The organism is Nonomuraea sp. NPDC048901 (assembly GCF_040649695.1).
Lineage (GTDB): Bacteria > Actinomycetota > Actinomycetes > Streptosporangiales > Streptosporangiaceae > Nonomuraea.
Genome location: NZ_JBEZFW010000011.1, coordinates 102,102 through 119,608 on the forward strand (window position 1 = coordinate 102,102; position 17,507 = coordinate 119,608).

At 69.7% G+C, this 17,507-nt stretch carries 13 protein-coding genes; 10 read left to right on the plus strand and 3 right to left on the minus strand.

Going from position 1 to position 17,507, the window contains the following annotated elements; genetic code table 11:
- Positions 1-278: 278 nt before the first annotated feature.
- The gene (locus AB0C30_RS34225; protein ID WP_357952267.1) at positions 279-1,805 is read left to right on the plus strand and encodes a glycoside hydrolase family 71 protein; all 1,527 of its coding nucleotides are present in this window, start codon (positions 279-281) and stop codon (positions 1,803-1,805) included.
- Between the two features lie 83 nt (positions 1,806-1,888).
- On the opposite strand, the gene AB0C30_RS34230 is transcribed toward AB0C30_RS34225, so the two are convergent.
- On the minus strand, positions 1,889-3,694 hold the full coding sequence (locus tag AB0C30_RS34230; protein ID WP_357952268.1) for a DUF1996 domain-containing protein: 1,806 nt from the start codon (positions 3,692-3,694) through the stop codon (positions 1,889-1,891).
- Between the two features lie 653 nt (positions 3,695-4,347).
- Between AB0C30_RS34230 and AB0C30_RS34235 the strand changes: the two genes are divergently transcribed.
- From AB0C30_RS34235 to AB0C30_RS34245, 3 genes are all read left to right on the plus strand, one after another.
- Positions 4,348-5,427, plus strand: coding sequence for a dihydrodipicolinate reductase (locus AB0C30_RS34235; protein WP_357952269.1), 1,080 nt, complete (start codon positions 4,348-4,350; stop codon positions 5,425-5,427).
- Positions 5,424-5,930, plus strand: a complete 507-nt coding sequence (locus tag AB0C30_RS34240; RefSeq protein ID WP_357952270.1) for a carboxymuconolactone decarboxylase family protein — start codon at positions 5,424-5,426, stop codon at positions 5,928-5,930. Before AB0C30_RS34235 ends, AB0C30_RS34240 begins: the two co-directional genes overlap by 4 nt.
- A 76-nt stretch (positions 5,931-6,006) precedes the next feature.
- Positions 6,007-7,641, plus strand: a complete 1,635-nt coding sequence (locus AB0C30_RS34245) for a GMC oxidoreductase (RefSeq protein ID WP_357952271.1) — start codon at positions 6,007-6,009, stop codon at positions 7,639-7,641.
- A gap of 330 nt (positions 7,642-7,971) precedes the next feature.
- Here AB0C30_RS34245 and AB0C30_RS34250 read toward each other — a convergent pair whose 3' ends face one another.
- Positions 7,972-9,033, minus strand: a complete 1,062-nt coding sequence (locus AB0C30_RS34250) for a peptidase (protein ID WP_357952272.1) — start codon at positions 9,031-9,033, stop codon at positions 7,972-7,974.
- A 189-nt stretch (positions 9,034-9,222) separates the two neighbouring features.
- On the opposite strand from AB0C30_RS34250, the gene AB0C30_RS34255 reads away from it, so the two are divergent.
- The 6 genes from AB0C30_RS34255 to AB0C30_RS34280 all read left to right on the plus strand — a co-directional run bounded on the left by AB0C30_RS34255 (position 9,223) and on the right by AB0C30_RS34280 (position 14,402).
- Positions 9,223-10,422: a DUF1266 domain-containing protein gene (locus AB0C30_RS34255; protein WP_357952273.1), complete on the plus strand. Its 1,200-nt coding sequence runs from the start codon at positions 9,223-9,225 to the stop codon at positions 10,420-10,422.
- A gap of 163 nt (positions 10,423-10,585) precedes the next feature.
- Complete coding sequence (locus tag AB0C30_RS34260; protein WP_357952274.1) at positions 10,586-11,092, plus strand: hypothetical protein; 507 nt, start codon at positions 10,586-10,588, stop codon at positions 11,090-11,092.
- A 60-nt stretch (positions 11,093-11,152) separates the two neighbouring features.
- The gene (locus AB0C30_RS34265) at positions 11,153-12,058 is read left to right on the plus strand and encodes a DUF4097 family beta strand repeat-containing protein (RefSeq protein WP_357952275.1); all 906 of its coding nucleotides are present in this window, start codon (positions 11,153-11,155) and stop codon (positions 12,056-12,058) included.
- 39 nt (positions 12,059-12,097) lie between these two features.
- On the plus strand, positions 12,098-13,066 hold the full coding sequence (locus AB0C30_RS34270) for an ATP-binding cassette domain-containing protein (protein WP_357952276.1): 969 nt from the start codon (positions 12,098-12,100) through the stop codon (positions 13,064-13,066).
- Positions 13,063-13,866, plus strand: coding sequence for an ABC transporter permease (locus tag AB0C30_RS34275; RefSeq protein WP_357952277.1), 804 nt, complete (start codon positions 13,063-13,065; stop codon positions 13,864-13,866). The genes AB0C30_RS34270 and AB0C30_RS34275 overlap by 4 nt, the downstream gene beginning before the upstream one ends.
- On the plus strand, positions 13,863-14,402 hold the full coding sequence (locus tag AB0C30_RS34280; protein ID WP_357952278.1) for a DUF1707 domain-containing protein: 540 nt from the start codon (positions 13,863-13,865) through the stop codon (positions 14,400-14,402). Before AB0C30_RS34275 ends, AB0C30_RS34280 begins: the two co-directional genes overlap by 4 nt.
- A 38-nt stretch (positions 14,403-14,440) precedes the next feature.
- Here the strand turns inward: AB0C30_RS34280 and AB0C30_RS34285 are convergent, their stop codons facing one another.
- Positions 14,441-17,347, minus strand: coding sequence for an AAA family ATPase (locus tag AB0C30_RS34285; protein WP_357952279.1), 2,907 nt, complete (start codon positions 17,345-17,347; stop codon positions 14,441-14,443).
- Between the last annotated feature and the right edge of the window lie 160 nt (positions 17,348-17,507).

Sequence of the window (17,507 nt, forward strand, 5' to 3'; positions counted from 1 at the left end):
TGTGCCCGCTTTGCGCACGCGGGTCAGCGCGTTTTTGTTGATCAAAAGCAGCCATGTGTCGCTCTTAAATGTATTTATGGTTGGTCATGTGCTGACCAGTCGCGCGTCGAGGGGTAGGCAGGCGGCGTCGGTCATGCCCCACGTCGCCCCCTCCACGTCGGCCCGCTTCTGAGCTTGTGCTTTCTTTGTGCTCCCGCCTGCCAGGATGACCTTCGACCGCTTGGTCCAAGCAGTTCATCCTTCGTGGAACAGCCGAGAGACAGTCGAGGGTAACGAGCATGATTTCGCAGGTCAGGTTGGGAAGAGGAGTCGCCTTATCGGTCGGCGTCCTGCTCCTGGCCATGTCGGGTGCCACCGCCGCCAGGGCCATGACGCCCGCCACCGCAGGGGCCGTGACCGGGACGACCGCAGCCAGGGCCGTGACCGGCGCTGCCACTGAGACCGGCACGTCCGCGGCCACCGGACCCCTGCCGTTCGATCTGCCGGCGAAGGCCAGGCTGCGGGCCTCCGCCAAGAAGGTGTTCGCGCACTACTTCACGCCGTACCCCGTCTCCTTGGACAACAAGGAGAGCAGCGTCGACTACTACACCAAGAACTACCTCAACCCGGCCGGCGAGAGCGGCAAGCACGCGGCCTACGGCGGGCTGCTGCGCGACCGCCCGCGGCCGCGCGCCGTGCGCTCCGGCGACTACCAGCTCCAGGACATGGAGAGCGAGGTCAAGACAGCCGCCGCGGCGGGCATCGACGGCTTCACCGTCGACATGCTCTCGCTGTCCAGCGCCAACTGGACCCGGCTCAAGCTGCTCGTGAAGGCGGCCGAGGCGGTCGACACCGGCTTCACGATCGTCCCGATGCCCGACATGACGTCGTTGTCGGCCGACGCCGCGACGCTCGCCGCCTCCCTCGCCGAACTGGCCGCGTCGAAGTCGATCTATCGCCTGGCGGACGGCCGCGTCGTCGTGTCGCCGTTCAAGGCCGAGGCCAAGACCGCGGCCTGGTGGGCGGATCTCATCGACATCATGAACACCAAGTACGGCATCAAGATCGCCCTCGTACCGACGTTCCTGAACTTCTCCGCCAATGCCGCGGCCTTCGCCCCCATCAGCTACGGCTTCTCCAACTGGGGCAACCGCAGCCCCGCCGGGCAGTCGGGCATCGCGAGCAACATCAAGAAGGCGCACGACCTCGGCAAGATCTGGATGCAGCCGGTCTCCGTCCAGGACGAGCGCCCGAACCAGAGCATCTACGACGAGGCTCTGAACACCCAGAACCTCCGGACCACGTGGGAGGGCTCCATTGGCAACGGCGCGGACTGGGTCCAGCTCACCACCTGGAACGACTTCTCCGAAGGCACCCAGTTCACCCCGTCCCCGCACAACGACTCGTCCTATCTGGACATCTCGTCGTACTACCTGACCTGGCTGAAGACCGGTACGGCCCCCGCGATCGTCAGGGACACGGTGTACCTGACACACCGCACCCAGCTCGCCGCCGCCAAGCCCACGGGCGGCCAGACGAAGCTGATGGCGCCCCGCTCAGGCACCAGCACGCCCAGGGACAGCGTCGAGATCCTGTCGTTCCTCACTGGCGCCGCGACCGTGAACGCCACCGTCGGCGGCACGGCCAAGACCTACCAGGGCAAGGCGGGTGTGCAGGCCCAGCTCTATCCGCTGGCCAACGGCACCAACAAGGTCTCCGTGGTCCGTTCCGGGGCGACGACGGCCACCGTCACCTCCCCCTGGACCGTGGTGGCCGCCCCCGTGGTGCAGGACCTGCAGTACCACGCGGTCAGCAGCGGCCGCTGATCGCGAAAGGGCCACCCGAGGGGGTTCTCGGGTGGCCCTTTCGCGCGTTCCTCCTTCCGGCTGTCAGCGGTTCCTTCCGGTTGTCAGCACCTCCTGCCGCTGTTGATGCATCGGACGACGTTGTTCATGAGCTGCTTCGACATCACCGCGATGGCACCCGCGTGGTCGGTGTTCGGGCTGTTCCCTTCGCTGGGGGCGCTGTCCACCATGAAGGGGACGTTCGTACCGTCGGGCTGGGTGTTGGGCACGTCGTCGTAGACGAGCGTGACGCGCAACTGCGGCACCGCCTGGGTGTCGGCCGGGCAGGCTCCGTTCTCGTCGGGGAAGACGACGTGGGTACGGTGGTCCGCGCTGTCGAGGTTCTGGCCGTCCCAGCAGCTGGGCATGTCGAAGACACGCATGAGGTTGCTGCCGGACGGGCAGATCGGATACTTGTCGGTCAGCCTGTTGGCGAAGCCGGTGCAGCTCCACGTGGGCCTGGCATTGGCCGCGTCACTAGGCGCGTCACTGGGTGCGTCAGTGGCGGTGTCACTGGCCTTGGCACTGGCCGTGTCAGTGGGCGGGTCGCTCGGCACGTCACTGGCCGTGTCGCTGGGCAGGTCGGTGGGCACATCGGTGGGCAGGTCGGTGGGCACGTCACTGGCAGTGTCGCTGGGCGCGTCACTGGCCGTGTCACTGGGCCTGCCGCCGCTCACCGCCTGCGCGTCGCCGGTGATCAGCCTGAGGAACTGAGGCGCGGCCGTGACCTTCGACATGGCGTTGCCACGGAACTGCAACTGCACCAGCGACGGCCGCACGGCGTTGCCGTCCGCGCCGCCTACCCGCAGGACCGGCCAGAAGTACGTCGACCTGTCGGCGCGGATGCGGCAGGTGGTGTCCGAAGCGGCCAGGCTCTCGTTCGTGGAGAAGGCGTCCGTGGACACATTGCCCACGTAGTCGTTCTGCTGCTGGCCACCCTTGGCCACACCTGGAGCGGTGATGACGTTGTCGCTGTTGGCGTGACCCTCCTGGGGCGTGCCACACCTGGAGACGAAGGTGCCGCTGGAAGCGGTCCTCTGCAGCTGCTGCACGGGGTCGACCGACTGGATGTCGACGAAGTCGTCGGCCGTCGGCCCGGACGCCGCCTTCGCGCTCGCGCTCGGCTTCGAGGTCGCTGCGCCGCCGTTGCCGAGCGTGCACTTGGCCAGGCCGTCCAGCCCGGTGGGGCGGTCGGCGACTCGTCCGATGGCTGTGGCGATGCGGTTGATGGTGGCTGTTCGTTTGTCGGCCAGGGGGCCGAGGATGGCGTTCTGTACGAAGTTGGGGCCGCCTTCCCCTGCTGAGGTGATGAGTCGGTTGTTGGCTTCGTTGATCTGGGTTTGCAGGAGTTTGAGGTTGCGGTCCACTTCGGCTTGGGCCTGGGCGGGAATCTCGGGAAGTTTGCCCGCTACGTCCGGGCAGGTGATCTTGTTCCCGCCGGTGGCGGGGGGTGTGGTCGCATTGTCGGACGGCGGTGTGGTCGCGTCGTCGGACGGCGGCGACGTGGGGGGCTCTGAGGCGTCAGGGTCCTGGGTGGCGGGGGCGGTCGCGCCGCCGCCGTTGCCGAGTTTGCAGGTGGCCAGGCCGTCCAGCCCGGTGGGGCGGTCGGCGACTCGTCCGATGGCTGTGGCGATGCGGTTGATGGTGGCTGTTCGTTTGTCGGCCAGGGGGCCGAGGATGGCGTTCTGTACGAAGTTGGGGCCGCCTTCCCCTGCTGAGGTGATGAGTCGGTTGTTGGCTTCGTTGATCTGGGTTTGCAGGAGTTTGAGGTTGCGGTCCACTTCGGCTTGGGCCTGGGCGGGAATGTCCGGCAGTTTGTCGGCGACGTTCGGGCAGGTGATCGTGTCCGCGCTGGCGGACAGGTTCACCATGTTCCGCGACTGCCCGGATAACGGGCCACCCGCCAGAACGAGGGCGACACCTCCGACTAGGGAAACGACTCCCAGCCATGGCCTGAATGGCTTGCTCCCCGAGGCATTCGCCATACGGGAACTCCTCCCGGATTGATGACGTGGGCGGGAAAGCCCGCTTTTCATCAGATACGGGGGCATCGGCGGCATGGTTCACCCGGATGGAGAAGTCGCAGGTCAGAGCGGCGATTCGGGCTTGATGGCGAAGGCTGTGCCGTCGTCGGCGTTCACGTACAGGAGCGCGGCAGTTGGGGTCATAGGTGGCGTGAGCGGCACGAGAGTCGCGGCAAGAAATGGCGATGACGATCCACCTCGTCACGTCGTCATGGGAAACGCGGCGGCAAATTCGCATTCTCCTTCGAGCTGACGCGGTGACGCGTTCTGCCTGGGTATGTGCCCTTTAAATCGTTCAGCGGGATATCTCTTCAGGGCAGTCGCTGAACAGCGCTCTGGCGCTATCCCACGTGTTATCGGTGGATCCCTCGCCGGTCCGGACCATGCGAATTCCGGCCGATGACAGCTTTATTTCTATGTAGGGGGTCCGGGCGGCGCCGGGCGCGGTCGGCGTCGCGATGGCTCTATGCACCTAACCAAGCGCTTGCTACGCTCCGCTCATGCTGTCCACGATCGTCTGGGGCACGGGCAATGTCGGCCGTGCGGCCATCCGTGCCGTCGAGGCTCATCCGGCACTGACACTCGCGGCCGTACTCGTCCACGATCCCGGCAAGGTCGGCCGCGACGCGGGCGCGCTCGCCCGGCTCGACCATGATCTGGGGGTCGCGGCGACCGACGACGTCGACGCGGTGCTGGCCGCCTGTCCCCACGCCGTCGTCTACGCGGCGTCCGGCGACATCCGCCCCGACGAGGCGCTGGCCGACATCATCAGGGCGATCCGGGCCGGTGCCGTGGTCGTCACCCCCTCGTTGTACGCGCTCTATGACCAGCGCAACGCCCCGCCGGAGCTGCGGGAGCCGGTGCTGGCGGCCATCGCGGACGGCGGCGGCTCGCTGTTCGTCTCCGGCATCGACCCGGGCTGGGGCAACGACGTGCTGCCCCTGTTGATCAGCGGACTCGGCGGCACCGTGGACGTGATCCGCTGCCAAGAGATCTTCGACTACTCCACCTACGACCAGCCCGACTCGGTCCGGTACTTGGTCGGCATGGGCCAGCCGATGGACTACGAGCCGCCGATGATCGCGCAGACGGTCCCGACCATGGTGTGGGGCGGCCAGGTACGGCTGATGGCCAGAGCCCTCGGCGTCGAACTCGACGAGATCCGCGAGAGCCGCGACCGGCGCCCGCTCGACGCCACGGTACGTACGGAGACGATGGGCGAGTTCGACGCCGGCACCCAGGGCGCGGTGCGCTTCGAGGTGCAGGGCATCGTCGAGGGCGAGCCCCGCATCGTCATCGAGCACGTCACCCGCATCCATCCGTCCTGCGCGCCGGACTGGCCGACGCCGCCCGACGGCCACGCGGCGCACCGGGTGATCATCGAGGGCCGCCCGCGCATCGAGGTCACGATCGAGGCCACCGACGAGGGCGGCAACCGGGCAGCGGGCGGGAACGCCACCGCGGTCGGCCGGCTGGTGAGCGCCATCGACTGGCTCGTGGCGGCCGAACCCGGGCTCTACGACGCGCTCGACGTCCCACTGCGCCCCGCGATCGGCAAACTCGGGAGGAAACAGCCATGAACCTCGACATCCCCGAGGGAAAGGACGCGATCGAGTACGTCTGGGGTGAGATGGTGCCCGGCATCGGGACCGCCGCCTCGCACTTCTCCCTGTCGGTGTACGCCCACACGACCCTCGGGCTCCGCGAGTTCGAGGCGGCACGGCTGCGGATCGCGCAGATCAACGGGTGCGCCTTCTGCCTGGACTGGCGTACCGAGCGGGACGGGCAGAAGGTCGAGGAGGAGTTCGCCGACGCGGTGACCCAGTGGCGCACCACCGACGCCTTCGACGACCGCACCCGGCTCGCCGCCGAATACGCCGAACGCTACGCCCTTGACCACCACGGCCTCGACGACGAGTTCTGGACCCGGATGACCGCGCACTACAGCCAGCTCGAGATCGTCGAGCTGAGCATGAGCATCGGATCCTGGCTGGCCTTCGGGCGGCTCAACCACGTACTGGGCCTCGACACCGTGTGCCGGCTGCCCAGCGGCCGTTCACCCGCTTCCCGGCGGACACGCTAGATCTTCTCCAGGCTTTCTCCAGGCGCGAGCTGCAGCAAGAACCTGTTCTCATCCCACCGAGAGTAAGGACCATCGGATGAGTGACAACACCCCGGGCGAGGCCGGTTCCAGAGGTGTCTCGCGTCGTGGATTCATCGCCGGAAGCGTGGGCGCCCTGGCCCTCGCGGCCCACCCCACCGCGGCCCAGGCCGCGGCTCCGGCGGCGGCCGGTCCGATCGGCAACGGGGCCCATGTCCAGGCCCTGGTGATCGGCACCGGGTATGGCGGCTCCGTGGCGGCACTGCGTCTCGCCCAGGCGGGTGTCGACGTACACATGATCGAGATGGGTATGGCCTGGGACACCCCCGGCTCCGACGGCAAGATCTTCTGCAGCACTCTCGCTCCGGACAACCGCTCCTACTGGTTACGTACCAGGACCAAGGCGCCACTCAACTACTTCCTCGGCTTCCCGATCGACCGGGACATCTCCCGCTACACCGGGGTCCTGGACGCCGAGGACTTCAGCGGCATCACCGTCTACCAGGGTCGCGGCGTCGGCGGCGGCTCGCTGGTCAACGGCGGCATGGCGGTCACCCCCAAGCGGGAGAACTTCGCCGCCATCCTCCCGTCGGTCAACGCCGACGAGATGTACAACACCTACTACCCGCGGGCCAACGCCGGTCTCGGGGTGGGCACCATCCGTTCCGCCTGGTTCGACTCCACCGACTGGTACCAGTTCGCCCGCGTCGGCCGTAAGCACGCCCAGCGGTCCGGCTTCCCGTTCGTCTTCGTACCCGACGTGTACGACTGGAACTACATGGAGCAGGAAGCAGCCGGAACCGCCACCAAGTCCGCCCTGGCCGGCGAAATCCTCTATGGCAACAACTACGGCAAGAAGTCACTCCAGAAGACCTATCTCGCCCAGGCCAAGGCCACCGGCCGGGTCACCATCTCGCCGCTGCACAAGGTCACCTCGGTCGCCCCGGCGGCCGGTGGCGGCTACACGGTCGTCATCCAGCAGATCAACACCACCGGTGACACCACGGCCACCAAGACCGTGACCGCGGACCGGGTGTTCTTCGCCGCCGGCAGCGTCGGCACCAGCAAGCTGCTGGTCAAGCTGAAGGCCACTGGCGCGCTGCCCAACCTCAACAGCGAGGTCGGCAACGGCTGGGGCGACAACGGCAACGTCATGTGCGGCCGCGCCAACCACCTGTGGGACCCGACCGGCGCCTCCCAGTCGACCATCCCCTGCGCCGGCATCGACAACTGGGCGGCCGGTGGCGCGTTCGCCGAGGTCGCGCCGCTGCCCACCGGAATCGAGACCTTCGCCTCGTTCTACCTGTCGATCACCAAGAACCCGAACCGCGCCCGCTTCTCCTGGAACGCCGCGACCGGCCAGGTCGATCTGAACTGGCAGACCGCCTGGAAGCAGCCGGCCATCGACATGGCCAAGTCGATCTTCGACAAGATCAACAACAAGGAGGGGACGATCTACCGGACCGACCTCTTCGGCGTCTACAAGGTGTGGGGCGACCACCTCACGTACCACCCGCTCGGGGGCGCGGTCCTGAACAAGGCCACCGACAACTACGGACGACTGGCCGGGTATCCGGGCCTGTACGTCATCGACGGCTCGCTGATCCCCGGCAACACCAGCGTCAACCCGTTCGTCACCATCACGGCGCTCGCGGAACGGAACATCGAGAAGATCATCGCCACTGACCTGTAGCGAGTGAGTGAGCGGGCGGTCGGTCGATCGGTCGCTCTGGAAGGGGCTGCGGTCTGCCCGCCGCGGCCCCTTCCCACGCTGGCCCTCGCGACCTCGACGACGCCGAGTCGTACACGGACCGGATCCTCTCCACGGCCGACGCCTACCTGGCCGTGACGAGGGACGGGCAGTGCCAGGCCCCGCTGTCCAGGGAGCGGGCCGTCAACAACCTGCTGCGGGCGGTACTACGGACAGACTGACGACGACGCGGCCCGCGCACGGGCCCGGACCGCATGCCGACCCCGCCGCCCCGCCGTCTGGTGATGTACAGACGACGGCAGGGCTGGGGCGTCAGGTCGCGTTGGTGTTCTGCGCGGCCTGGTAGACGGCCATCGCCTCGTTCCCGAAGAAGGGGCCGAACATGAAGTCCGGGGCGAAGTTGTACTTGAAGCTGTTGACGGAGTTCAGCCAGCCGAGCCCGGTGGACTCGTTGAACCCCTGGAACCACGGGCCGCCGCTCGCCCCGCCGGTCATGTTGCAGCGCAGCCCCTGGTCCCGGGTCATGACGGTGTCGTTGAACGCGCGCCCACTGCAGTAGATGAGCCTGGAGCCGTCGAACGGCGGCGCCGCCGGGTAGCCGAAGGAGAACATCTGCCGCTGCCTCGGCTGGTTGAACGCCACCCCCTGCCCGCCCACGACGTCGGTCAACGTCCGTCCCTGCAGTGGCGCGACCACGACCGCCGCGATGTCGAAGTTGATGTCCTCGTTGGCGTTCCACTGCTGCGTGGTCAGCATCCTGGTGGCCACCCACGTGCCGAACGGCCGCCGTCCGTTGTCGAAGCCCGGGATGAACACCCAGTTGCGGTGGGCCGCACCGTCGATCTTCACGCAGTGCCCGGCGGTCATCACGACGCTCTCGTTGGCGCTGGTCACCGCCGTACCGGAGCAGGAGGCGTTGCCGCCTTCGGCGGTGGTGAAGAAGACGCGTCCGGTCGTACGTACGACGGCGCCGCCGTCCGTCCACCGGAGGCCGGGGCTGTTGGGCACCCGGGCTCCCTGCTGGGCGGTGGAGGCCGAGGCGGTCTGGACGCGCGTCGCGCCGCCGCTGGTCCACGGGCGCTGGGTGATGGTGGCCGAGGCGCCGCGGGTCGCCCACGGGGTTCCCTGGGTCGGCCCGCTCGACCGGTTACCACGTCGCGGCGTGGGCGTATCCAGTGGCCGCGCCGCCAGTGTGCGCTGCTGCGTCCAGTACTGCAGGACGTTCCTGCGTTCCGCCGAGGAGTCCGTGGCGGACCACCTGACGGGCCTGGGGTCGAGGCCGGTCCCGCTCGTGGCCTGGGCGGCGCCCGCTGGGACCAGGGCGCCTGCCACGGTGAGCGCGACGGCGGAGAGCAGGGCGACTCTGCGGTGCATACGTACCTCCCGAAACCGGAATCTGCCGTCAGGAGGTACGTATGGCAGCCGCCATCTTCCTCAAGTCATGCGCATTCGGGTATGGCAGCATTACGGGGCGATTGTGCGGCGATACTGCGGGTTATTTCGGGCAGGCCGCGAAGGAGCCGGATCAAGCCCTCCTGACGCCGTGCTTCACAATGTGATGCCATGAATCCCGCCGCCCCCGAGGCCGTATGGCTGGCGCCCACCGACGTCGAACGTGACCTGTACGCGGCCAAGACGCGCGGCGACTGGGCGGCGTACTTCGACGTTCTCGCGGGCACGGACCTCTATCACGCGATGTCGCGCGCTCAGGCCGACGCCAAGCCGGGCTGGCTTCACTACAACGCCGCATACTGGGGCCCTCAGCCGGGAAGCCCCCTGAGTCTCGCGTTCGTCACCGAGGGGATGCTTCCGGCGCCCGCGCCCGACCCGGTCTTCTTCGAGGTCGACCTGGGACAGCTGGTCCGGGACTGGCCCCAGGACGACGAGTGGCTGGCCATCAATCCGGGCACCCCGTGTGAGGCGTTCTTCCCCGCGACGGCCGCCCATCGGCAGACGTGGCGCTGGCATGCCGACCGGATATCCAGCACGCGCCGCAATCAACTGCGCACACTGTGGGTCGGGGGCCCGCTGCACGGCAACGTCGCTCACGGCCTGGCCTGCGGGGCGCTGCTCTGCGTGAACAACGCCTCGCTCTGGAACGCGATGGGCTGGCACGGCACCGGCTACGTCCGTGAGCGGAGGCGCCTGGAGGAGTGGTGGGAGATCACCAGCCGGGAAGGGTGGCAGCATGCCCAGGAGGAGCTGCTCAAGGGCCGGATGAGCAGCTCGGTCTGGGGATTCGTGCTGGGGATACGCGGCACCCTCGCCCGTGACTTCGGTGGCGCGGTCGAGGTGGATCACTGGCGTCAGGTGACGTCACGGGTCATCCGGCACCGCGCCGCGGAGAACGCGACCACCCCTGACTCCGAGACGGAGGCCGAGGTCGCCGGAGCGCAGCGGCTCATCGGACGGATCATCCGCTACGAGGCGCGATTCCGGGCGGACGGGCTGCTTCCCGAGGGCGGGTTCGTACGCACCGTGGAGGCGTGGGACTACGGGCGGGCGTCGAAGATGGCCCGCTGGGGGCTCGGCGCCCGCTACTGCGACCTGGCGGAGGCCGAAACGGCGGTCCTGCGCGCGGGCGCGGTCAGCCGGATCAACTACCGCTCCTGGGAAGAGTTCTCCGCCGCCTACATCCTGGGCCGCTGCCTCCACTTCGACGAGGAGGAGTTCGGCGACTGGTACGGGGAAATGCTCAACGCCCACCGAATCCTGACGACCGACCCGAACAGCCCCTGGCTCAACATCCCCTTCAGACGATGAAGGCGACCTGACACCCCCCCAAAAAAGCCGCTGGTCACCGAGCGCCGAGCGGACGGCCGCAGAGCCCGTCCGGTCGGCGCTCGGCGTTTTGACGCCTCCATGACATCACAGCAGGCCAAGCAAGGCACTTGCAATGACGCCATTGTGACGTCATAGTTGCGTCATGGACCTCGCGCCGTACGTAGATCACCTCCGCCGCGAACTCGCGGCCACCGCCCAAGCGGGCGACGACGACGCCCGCGCGACCGCCGAGCGTCTCGCCGCGGCGCTTGAGCCGGCCACTCGGCTCGCCCTGCTGGAGGCGCTCTCCGCCGCCGCGGACGAGATCACCCGCGATCTCGCGCCGGGCTCGGTGGAGGTCCGCCTGCGTGGCCGCGAGCCCGGCTTCATCGTGACGTCACCGCCCGTCGGCCAGTCGTTCGGGGAGGCGGGCGAGACCGGGCCGGTCAGGGCGGCCGATCCAGGTGTCCGAGCGGACGAGGGCGGGACCTCGCGGATCTCGCTCCGCGTCCCCGACCACCTCAAGCCGCGCATCGAGGAGGCGGCCGCCGGAGACGGCCTCTCGGTCAACACCTGGCTGGTCCGCGCGGTCTCCGCCGCGCTCGAACGCGACGGGAGCCGGCACCGGGGCGCCCAGACCGTTCGGAGCCACACCGGCTGGGTGCGCTAGCCGGGCCCACGACCACGGGTTCCGCTAGCGGAACACCGCTGAATCCATGAGGGAAACGCCATGCCAACGTTCGACACCCCCGAGCCCATCGTGGCCATCATCGATCTGGCGACCGCCAACGTCCGGATCAACGCGAGCGATCGCACCGACACCGTCGTCGACGTGCGCCCGAGGGACGCGTCCAACGACGCCGACCGGCAGGCCGCCGAGCAGGCCCAGATCGAGTACGCCGGCGGCAGGCTCCTGGTGAAAGTGGGTAAGCCCCGGGCCGCGTCGCTGTCCGGGTGGAGCGGCTCGATCGACATGCTGGTCGAGTCGCCCAAGAACTGGGCCCGTTCGCTGCTCGGATGGGACGGTTCCGTCGACGTGACGATCGACCTGCCGGCCGGCTCGCGCGTCGACGCGAACGGGACGGCGGACTTCCGCTGCAGAGGCCGACTCGGCGACGTGAAGTTCACCGCCTCCTACGGCGACATCAGGCTGGAGCGGGCGGGCCGGCTGCAGCTGAAGACCGGCTCCGGCGACATCTCGGTGACCCGGTCGGTCGGGCACGCCGACATCTCCAGCGCCAACGGCACCATCCGGGTCGGCGAGATCGACGGCACGGCGGTGGTCAAGACCTCCAACGGTGACCTCGTCCTCGGCGCGGTGACCGGCGAGCTGCGCCTGAACACCGCCTACGGCGACATCATCGTCGACCACGCCCTGGCCGGCGTCGCCGCCAAGACCGCCTACGGCAATGTCCGGATCGGCGAGGTGGTGTCCGGCGCGGTCGTCCTGGAGACCGCCGGCGGCCGGCTCGAACTCGGCATCCGGGAGGGCAGCGCCGCCTGGCTGGATGTGAGCTCCCAGTACGGCACCGTCGACGTCGACCTGGACGCCTGCGACGGCCCGGCACAGGCCGACAAGATCGTCGAGGTACGCGCCCACACCGCCTACGGCGACATCGCGATCCGTCGTTCATGACACAAAAAGTTCATGCCACAAAACACCGAAGGAGATCTCATGCCCCCCGCGATCGTGGCCGAGGGTCTGGTCAAGAAATACGGCACCGTCACCGCCCTGGACGGCATCGACCTGTCGGTTCCAGAAGGCACGGTCTTCGGATTACTCGGCCCCAACGGCGCCGGCAAGACGACGACCGTGCGGATCCTGACCACCCTGCTGCGGCCGGACGCCGGACACGCCACCGTAGCCGGTCTCGACGTCGTCGCCGACGCCCAGCGCCTGCGCTCCCGCATCGGGGCGTCCGGCCAGTACGCGGCGGTCGACGAGCACCTCACCGGCGCCGAGAACCTGGAGATGGTCGGCCGCCTCTACCACCTGGGCACCAAGCGCAGCAAGCAACGCGCCCGCGAACTGCTGGAGCGCTTCGACCTGACCGACGCCGGCGACCGCCCGGTGCAGGGCTACTCCGGCGGCATGCGGCGCCGGCTCGACCTGGCCGGCGCGCTGGTGGCCGATCCGCCGGTGCTGTTCCTGGACGAGCCCACGACCGGCCTGGACCCCCGCGCCAGAGTGGGCCTGTGGGAGGTCATCTCCGAGCTGGTCGCGGGCGGCACGACCGTACTGCTCACCACCCAATACCTGGAGGAGGCCGACCGGCTCGCCGACCGGATCGCGGTGGTCGACCACGGGCGGGTGATCGCGCTCGGCACCGCCGACCAGCTGAAGGACCAGGTCGGCGGCGACCGGATCGAGCTGACGGTGAGCCACGCCGCCGATTTGGAGACCGTGCGCCGGGTCCTGACGCCGCTGGCCGTCGCCGACGTCCGGACCGACCCCACCTCCCTGAGCATCACCATCCCCGTGGCGGGCGGCGCCGCCTCTCTCACCACCGCCCTGGGGCACCTGGCCGCCGAGCGCGTCACCGTACGCGACGCCGGGCTGCGGCGGCCGACCCTGGACGAGGTCTTCCTCAGCCTCACCGGCCACCAGGCCGCCATCGACGACACCAAGGAGACGGTCCGATGAGCCCCCTTCAGATGGCGGTCGCCGACGGCATGACGATCAGCAAGCGCAACGCGCTCAAGATCAGACGAGCTCCCGACCTGCTGGGCGGCGTGATCATCCTCCCGGTCGTGTTCGTGCTGCTGTTCGTGTACGTGTTCGGCAGCATGATCGACCTGCCCGGCATCTCGTACCCGGAGTATCTGCTCCCGGGGATCTTCGTCCAGACGATCGTCACCAGCGCGCAGATCACCGGCTACACGCTCACCCAGGACCTGCAGAAGGGCATCTTCGACCGGTTCCGCACGCTGCCGATGGCGCCGTCGGCGGTGCTGGTCGGGCAGACGCTCTGCGACATGCTCATGAACATCACGAGCATCGCCACGATGGCGCTGGTGGGACTTCTGGTCGGCTGGCGCGTGCACTCCTCGCCGCTCGAGGCTCTCGCGGGGTTCCTGCTGCTGCTGTTCTTCGCCTACGCCTTCTCGTGGGTGACGGCGACGATCGCGCTGGCCCTGCGTACGCCGGAGGTGTTCAACAACATCGCCACCCTCGTGTCGTTCCCGCTGGTCTTCCTGTCCAACGTCTTCGTCGACAGCTCCCGGCTGCCCGGCCCGCTCAAGCCCGTCGCCGAATGGAACCCGGTCTCCACGTTCGTCCAGGCGGCGCGCGAACTGTTCGGCAACACCACCGCCCTCAGGCCGGTGCCCGACGCGTGGCCGCTCCAGCACGCGGTGGCGGTGTCGGTGGGCTGGTGCGTGCTGATCCTGGCGGTGTTCGTCCCGCTGGCCACGCGCCTGTACAAGAGAGCGGTCTCCCAATGAACCTCCCCGCGGGACGGTACGACGACTTCGAGCGCGACCGGATCGTTCAGCGCGTCCAGCAGGCGTACGCCGACGGCCGCCTCGGCTTCGCCGAGATGGAGGAGCGGGTCGAACGGGCTCTCACCGCCGTGACCCAGGGCGATCTGGCGCGGGCTGTCGCGGACCTGCCCGACCCTCCCGAGGAGGAGGTGATCCTGCTGAGGTCCACCGGCGGGCGCGTCAGACGGTCGGGCGACTGGCAGGTCCCGCGCGTGCTGCGGGTCGAGTCCGAGTACGGCGGTGTGCACCTCGATCTGTCGGGGGCCGTCATCGACCATCCCGAGATCGGGATCGAGCTCCGGCTCGCGTACGGCTCCGCGGTGATCATCCTGCCGGCCGGCGCGACGGCGAACGTCGACCAGGCGCGGACCGAGTGGGGGCGGGTGATCTGCAAGGCGCCCGGTCGTCCCCGTCCGGGACGGCTCCATGTCCAGATCGCCGGGGAGCTCGCCTACGGCCACCTGCGGGTCCGCCACCCGCGCGGCCTGGTCAGATAGGCGCGTCCGACGGACCTGGAAGAGCCGCCGGGCTCGGCTCAGACAGGCGAGTCCGACGGGTCGGCCGGGAACGCCGTGAGGCCCCGGAGCTCCTTGCGCGACAGCAGGCCGAGCTTGCGCAGCGAGCTGGAGACGTGGCTCTCCACGGTCCGCCTGGACAGGAACAGCTCGGTTGCGATCTCCTGGTTGGTCTTCCCCGCCGCCGCCAGCAGCGCCACCTCCCGCTCCCGTGACGACAGCGTCTGCCCATGAGAGGGCCGCCCGCCGCGCCACGGATAGGGGATGGGCACCCCGTTCTGCCGCATGATCCGGCAGATGCGGGCGATGTCCCGGTCCGCGCCCATCGCCCCGTACCGTCGCAGCGCGCTTTCGAGCAGGTCGCCACCGTCGGCCGCGCCACGTTCGCAGCGCCACCTGCCCAGGCGCTCGCCGGCCAGTGCCTCCTCGTAGCGGAGCCCGGCCTCCCGCAGCGTGGTGCGCGCCGCGTCGATCAGCCGCTCGGCCGTCAGCTGATCCGCCCGGAAGCGGGCGATGACGGCCCGGGCGCTCAGCGCGGCGGCCTGCGCGATCGGCGCGTCGGCGCCGTCGATCGCGGCGCTCAGCTCGTCGACCAGCGCGGCGGCCTCGCCGGCCTTCCCGAGGGTGTCCAGGGCGTCCACGAGGCACAGTACGGTCTCGGCGCCCCAGACCCAGTTCCCCTTGGCCCGCACCTGGTCGAGCCCGGCGGTGGCCTGCTCGACGGCGCCCACGGCGTCGTCGAGGGTCAGCAGGAGCCGGGACAGCGTCATGCGGGCGGAGATGAGCGGCCAGACGGCGCCGACCCGTTCGGCGATCGCGATCACCTCGCCCAGGCCCGTCACGGCCTCCTCGGCCGGGCCCCTCGCCGCCAGCAGCGCGCCCCGCATCAGCCGCGAGTCCAGGGACCCGGCGGCGAACGTGGCCGACGCGCCCTCCAGCGGACGCAGGCGGTGTTCCAGCCCCTCCCACCGTCCGGCGGCTCGGTCGACGGCGGCCGTCACCAGTTCGACGACGTCCGCCACCCGGAGATATTCGGCCTGGTCGGCGGCCTGACGGCCCTCGGCCAGCAGGCCCTGCGCGCGTTCGAGCCGGCCGATGTGCAGGGCGCCCTGCGCCCAGTTGAGGCAGGCGCGGGCGTGCTCTTTGGGCGCCGACCGCAGACCGTCGTCGCGCAGCAGGTCATCGATCAGCCGCCAGCTTCCCGGGTCGCCCTGTTCCAGAAGAAGCGACGCCCGCGCGATGCGTACCGCGATGTCGACGTCCCGGTCGCCGCTGCGACGCGAGGCCTCCTCGGCCTGCTCGCAGCGCGCGGTGTGCTCGCTGACGTGCCGGTTCACCACGGTCTCCGGTACGGCGAGCACGGCGAGCGCGCGGCCGAGGAGCGCGGGCCGCTCCGCGAGGTCGTCGATCGCGCCCTCGATCTGCAGGTAGCCCGCCCGCGCCTCACCCTGCTGACGCAGCAGGCGGCCGAGGGCGAAGCGCAGCTCGCCACGCAGCGGAGCGGGGAGCGGCTCGGTGGCCAGCAGGCGTTCGAGTATCGGTACGGCCTGGGTGTGCGCCAGCCCGTCGACCGCCACCCGGCCGAGCTTGACGGCCAACCGCACGCGCAGCTCACGGGGTAGCTCGCCGATCTCCAGCGCCTGGAGCAGGAACCGCGCCGCCGTGGCGTCGTTGCCGTGGGACAGGGCGGTGTCGGCGGCGGCCTCGGCGTTGCCGACGAACTCCGTCGTCCGGCCCGCGAGCCGGAAATGGTGGGCGAGCCTGGCCACCGGTCGGGGACCGGCCACCGACTCCAGGGCCCGCGCGGTCCTGAGATGCAGCCACCGCCGGCCGGACACGGCTACGGACTCGTACACGATCTGCCGCGCCAGGGCGTGCCGGAACCGGCACCGGCCGTCCTCCTCGTGCAGGAGTCCGACCGCCTGCGCCTGCCCGAGAGCACGGGCGATCTGCGCCGGGCCGCGCTCCGTGACTTCCGCGAGCACCCGGTCATCGGGCGTCATGCCGATGACCGCGGCGGCGCCGAGGATCTCCTGCGCCGCGTCGTCGAGCGAGGACAGCCGTCGCAGCACCACGTCGCGCAACACCGTCGGAACGGCGAGCTCGGCCAGGACGTCCGACCGGCCGGGGATCTCGCTCGCGGGCAGGCGCTCCAGGAGTGTACGGAGCACCTCCTCCACCACGAACGGGATGCCGCCCGTCTTCTCGTACAAAAGGGCGGCGAAGGTGGGCGGCAGCTCGGCCATCAGGATGCTCCGCGCCAGCTCGGCCACCTCGGGCCTGCTCAGCGGGGTGAGGCTGACCGACCGCGCCGGCCCCGACGGCGCGCGGGCGAAGGCCTCCCGGATCGGGAGCAGCCCCGCCTCCGTACGGACCGTGAGGATCACCGACAGGTGCCTCGGCTGGTGGGCGGCGAGGAAGGCGAGGAAGTCGTGGGTGCCGCTGTCGGCCCAGTGCACGTCCTCCAGGATCAGCACCAGCGGGCTCAGATGGTCGAGCAGGGCCACGGCCGCCCGGAACACCCGGTGCCGCTCCGCCCGCTGGTCGGGCAGCGGCGGCAGGGGCGGTGGCAGGTGCTCGGCGATCTCGGGGAGCAGCGGCGCGAGCGCCCCGATGACGGGGTTGACCGGGCGGGACCGGGCGAGCTCGGCCCCGGCCAGGCGGAAGGCGTCGAGCAGGGGGGACAGCGGAAGGGGTTCCTGAAGCTGCTCGCACTGGCCCACGAGCCGGCGGATCCCGGCCAGGCCGGGTGTGGCCAGCAGCTCGCTCACCAGCCGGCTCTTGCCGATGCCCGCCTCGCCTTCGATCAGGGCGAGGGAGGGCGGAGCGGTGATGACCGTGCGCAGGATCGCGAGCTCCGCCTGACGGCCGACGAGCACGTCGGACAGGGAGCCCGAGGGGGCGATGCGGGCCGGTCCCAAGGGCATGTGGCGAACCCCCTACCTGCTGGTATCAGCATGAGCAGGCTACCGGATCTTAAACCCGCGGTAAGTGGCGGCCAAAAATCCGTATACGGTACGGATGCTCCTTCCGGCCGGCTCTCAATAGCCTCGGCGATCGTCCGCGTGATCCGCGGCGATGCACTGA

Excerpts from the sequence above, each read along its gene's own strand:
- AB0C30_RS34225 (WP_357952267.1), top strand. The coding sequence starts at position 279 with ATGATTTCGCAGGTCAGGTTGGGAAGAGGAGTCGCCTTATCGGTCGGC.
- AB0C30_RS34260 (WP_357952274.1), top strand. The coding sequence starts at position 10,586 with ATGGACCTCGCGCCGTACGTAGATCACCTCCGCCGCGAACTCGCGGCC.
- AB0C30_RS34275 (WP_357952277.1), top strand. The coding sequence starts at position 13,063 with ATGAGCCCCCTTCAGATGGCGGTCGCCGACGGCATGACGATCAGCAAG.
- AB0C30_RS34245 (WP_357952271.1), top strand. The coding sequence starts at position 6,007 with ATGAGTGACAACACCCCGGGCGAGGCCGGTTCCAGAGGTGTCTCGCGT.
- AB0C30_RS34250 (WP_357952272.1), bottom strand. The coding sequence starts at position 9,033 with ATGCACCGCAGAGTCGCCCTGCTCTCCGCCGTCGCGCTCACCGTGGCA.
- AB0C30_RS34235 (WP_357952269.1), top strand. The coding sequence starts at position 4,348 with ATGCTGTCCACGATCGTCTGGGGCACGGGCAATGTCGGCCGTGCGGCC.
- AB0C30_RS34285 (WP_357952279.1), bottom strand. The coding sequence starts at position 17,347 with ATGCCCTTGGGACCGGCCCGCATCGCCCCCTCGGGCTCCCTGTCCGAC.
- AB0C30_RS34230 (WP_357952268.1), bottom strand. The coding sequence starts at position 3,694 with ATGGTGAACCTGTCCGCCAGCGCGGACACGATCACCTGCCCGAACGTC.
- AB0C30_RS34240 (WP_357952270.1), top strand. The coding sequence starts at position 5,424 with ATGAACCTCGACATCCCCGAGGGAAAGGACGCGATCGAGTACGTCTGG.
- AB0C30_RS34280 (WP_357952278.1), top strand. The coding sequence starts at position 13,863 with ATGAACCTCCCCGCGGGACGGTACGACGACTTCGAGCGCGACCGGATC.
- AB0C30_RS34270 (WP_357952276.1), top strand. The coding sequence starts at position 12,098 with ATGCCCCCCGCGATCGTGGCCGAGGGTCTGGTCAAGAAATACGGCACC.
- AB0C30_RS34255 (WP_357952273.1), top strand. The coding sequence starts at position 9,223 with ATGAATCCCGCCGCCCCCGAGGCCGTATGGCTGGCGCCCACCGACGTC.
- AB0C30_RS34265 (WP_357952275.1), top strand. The coding sequence starts at position 11,153 with ATGCCAACGTTCGACACCCCCGAGCCCATCGTGGCCATCATCGATCTG.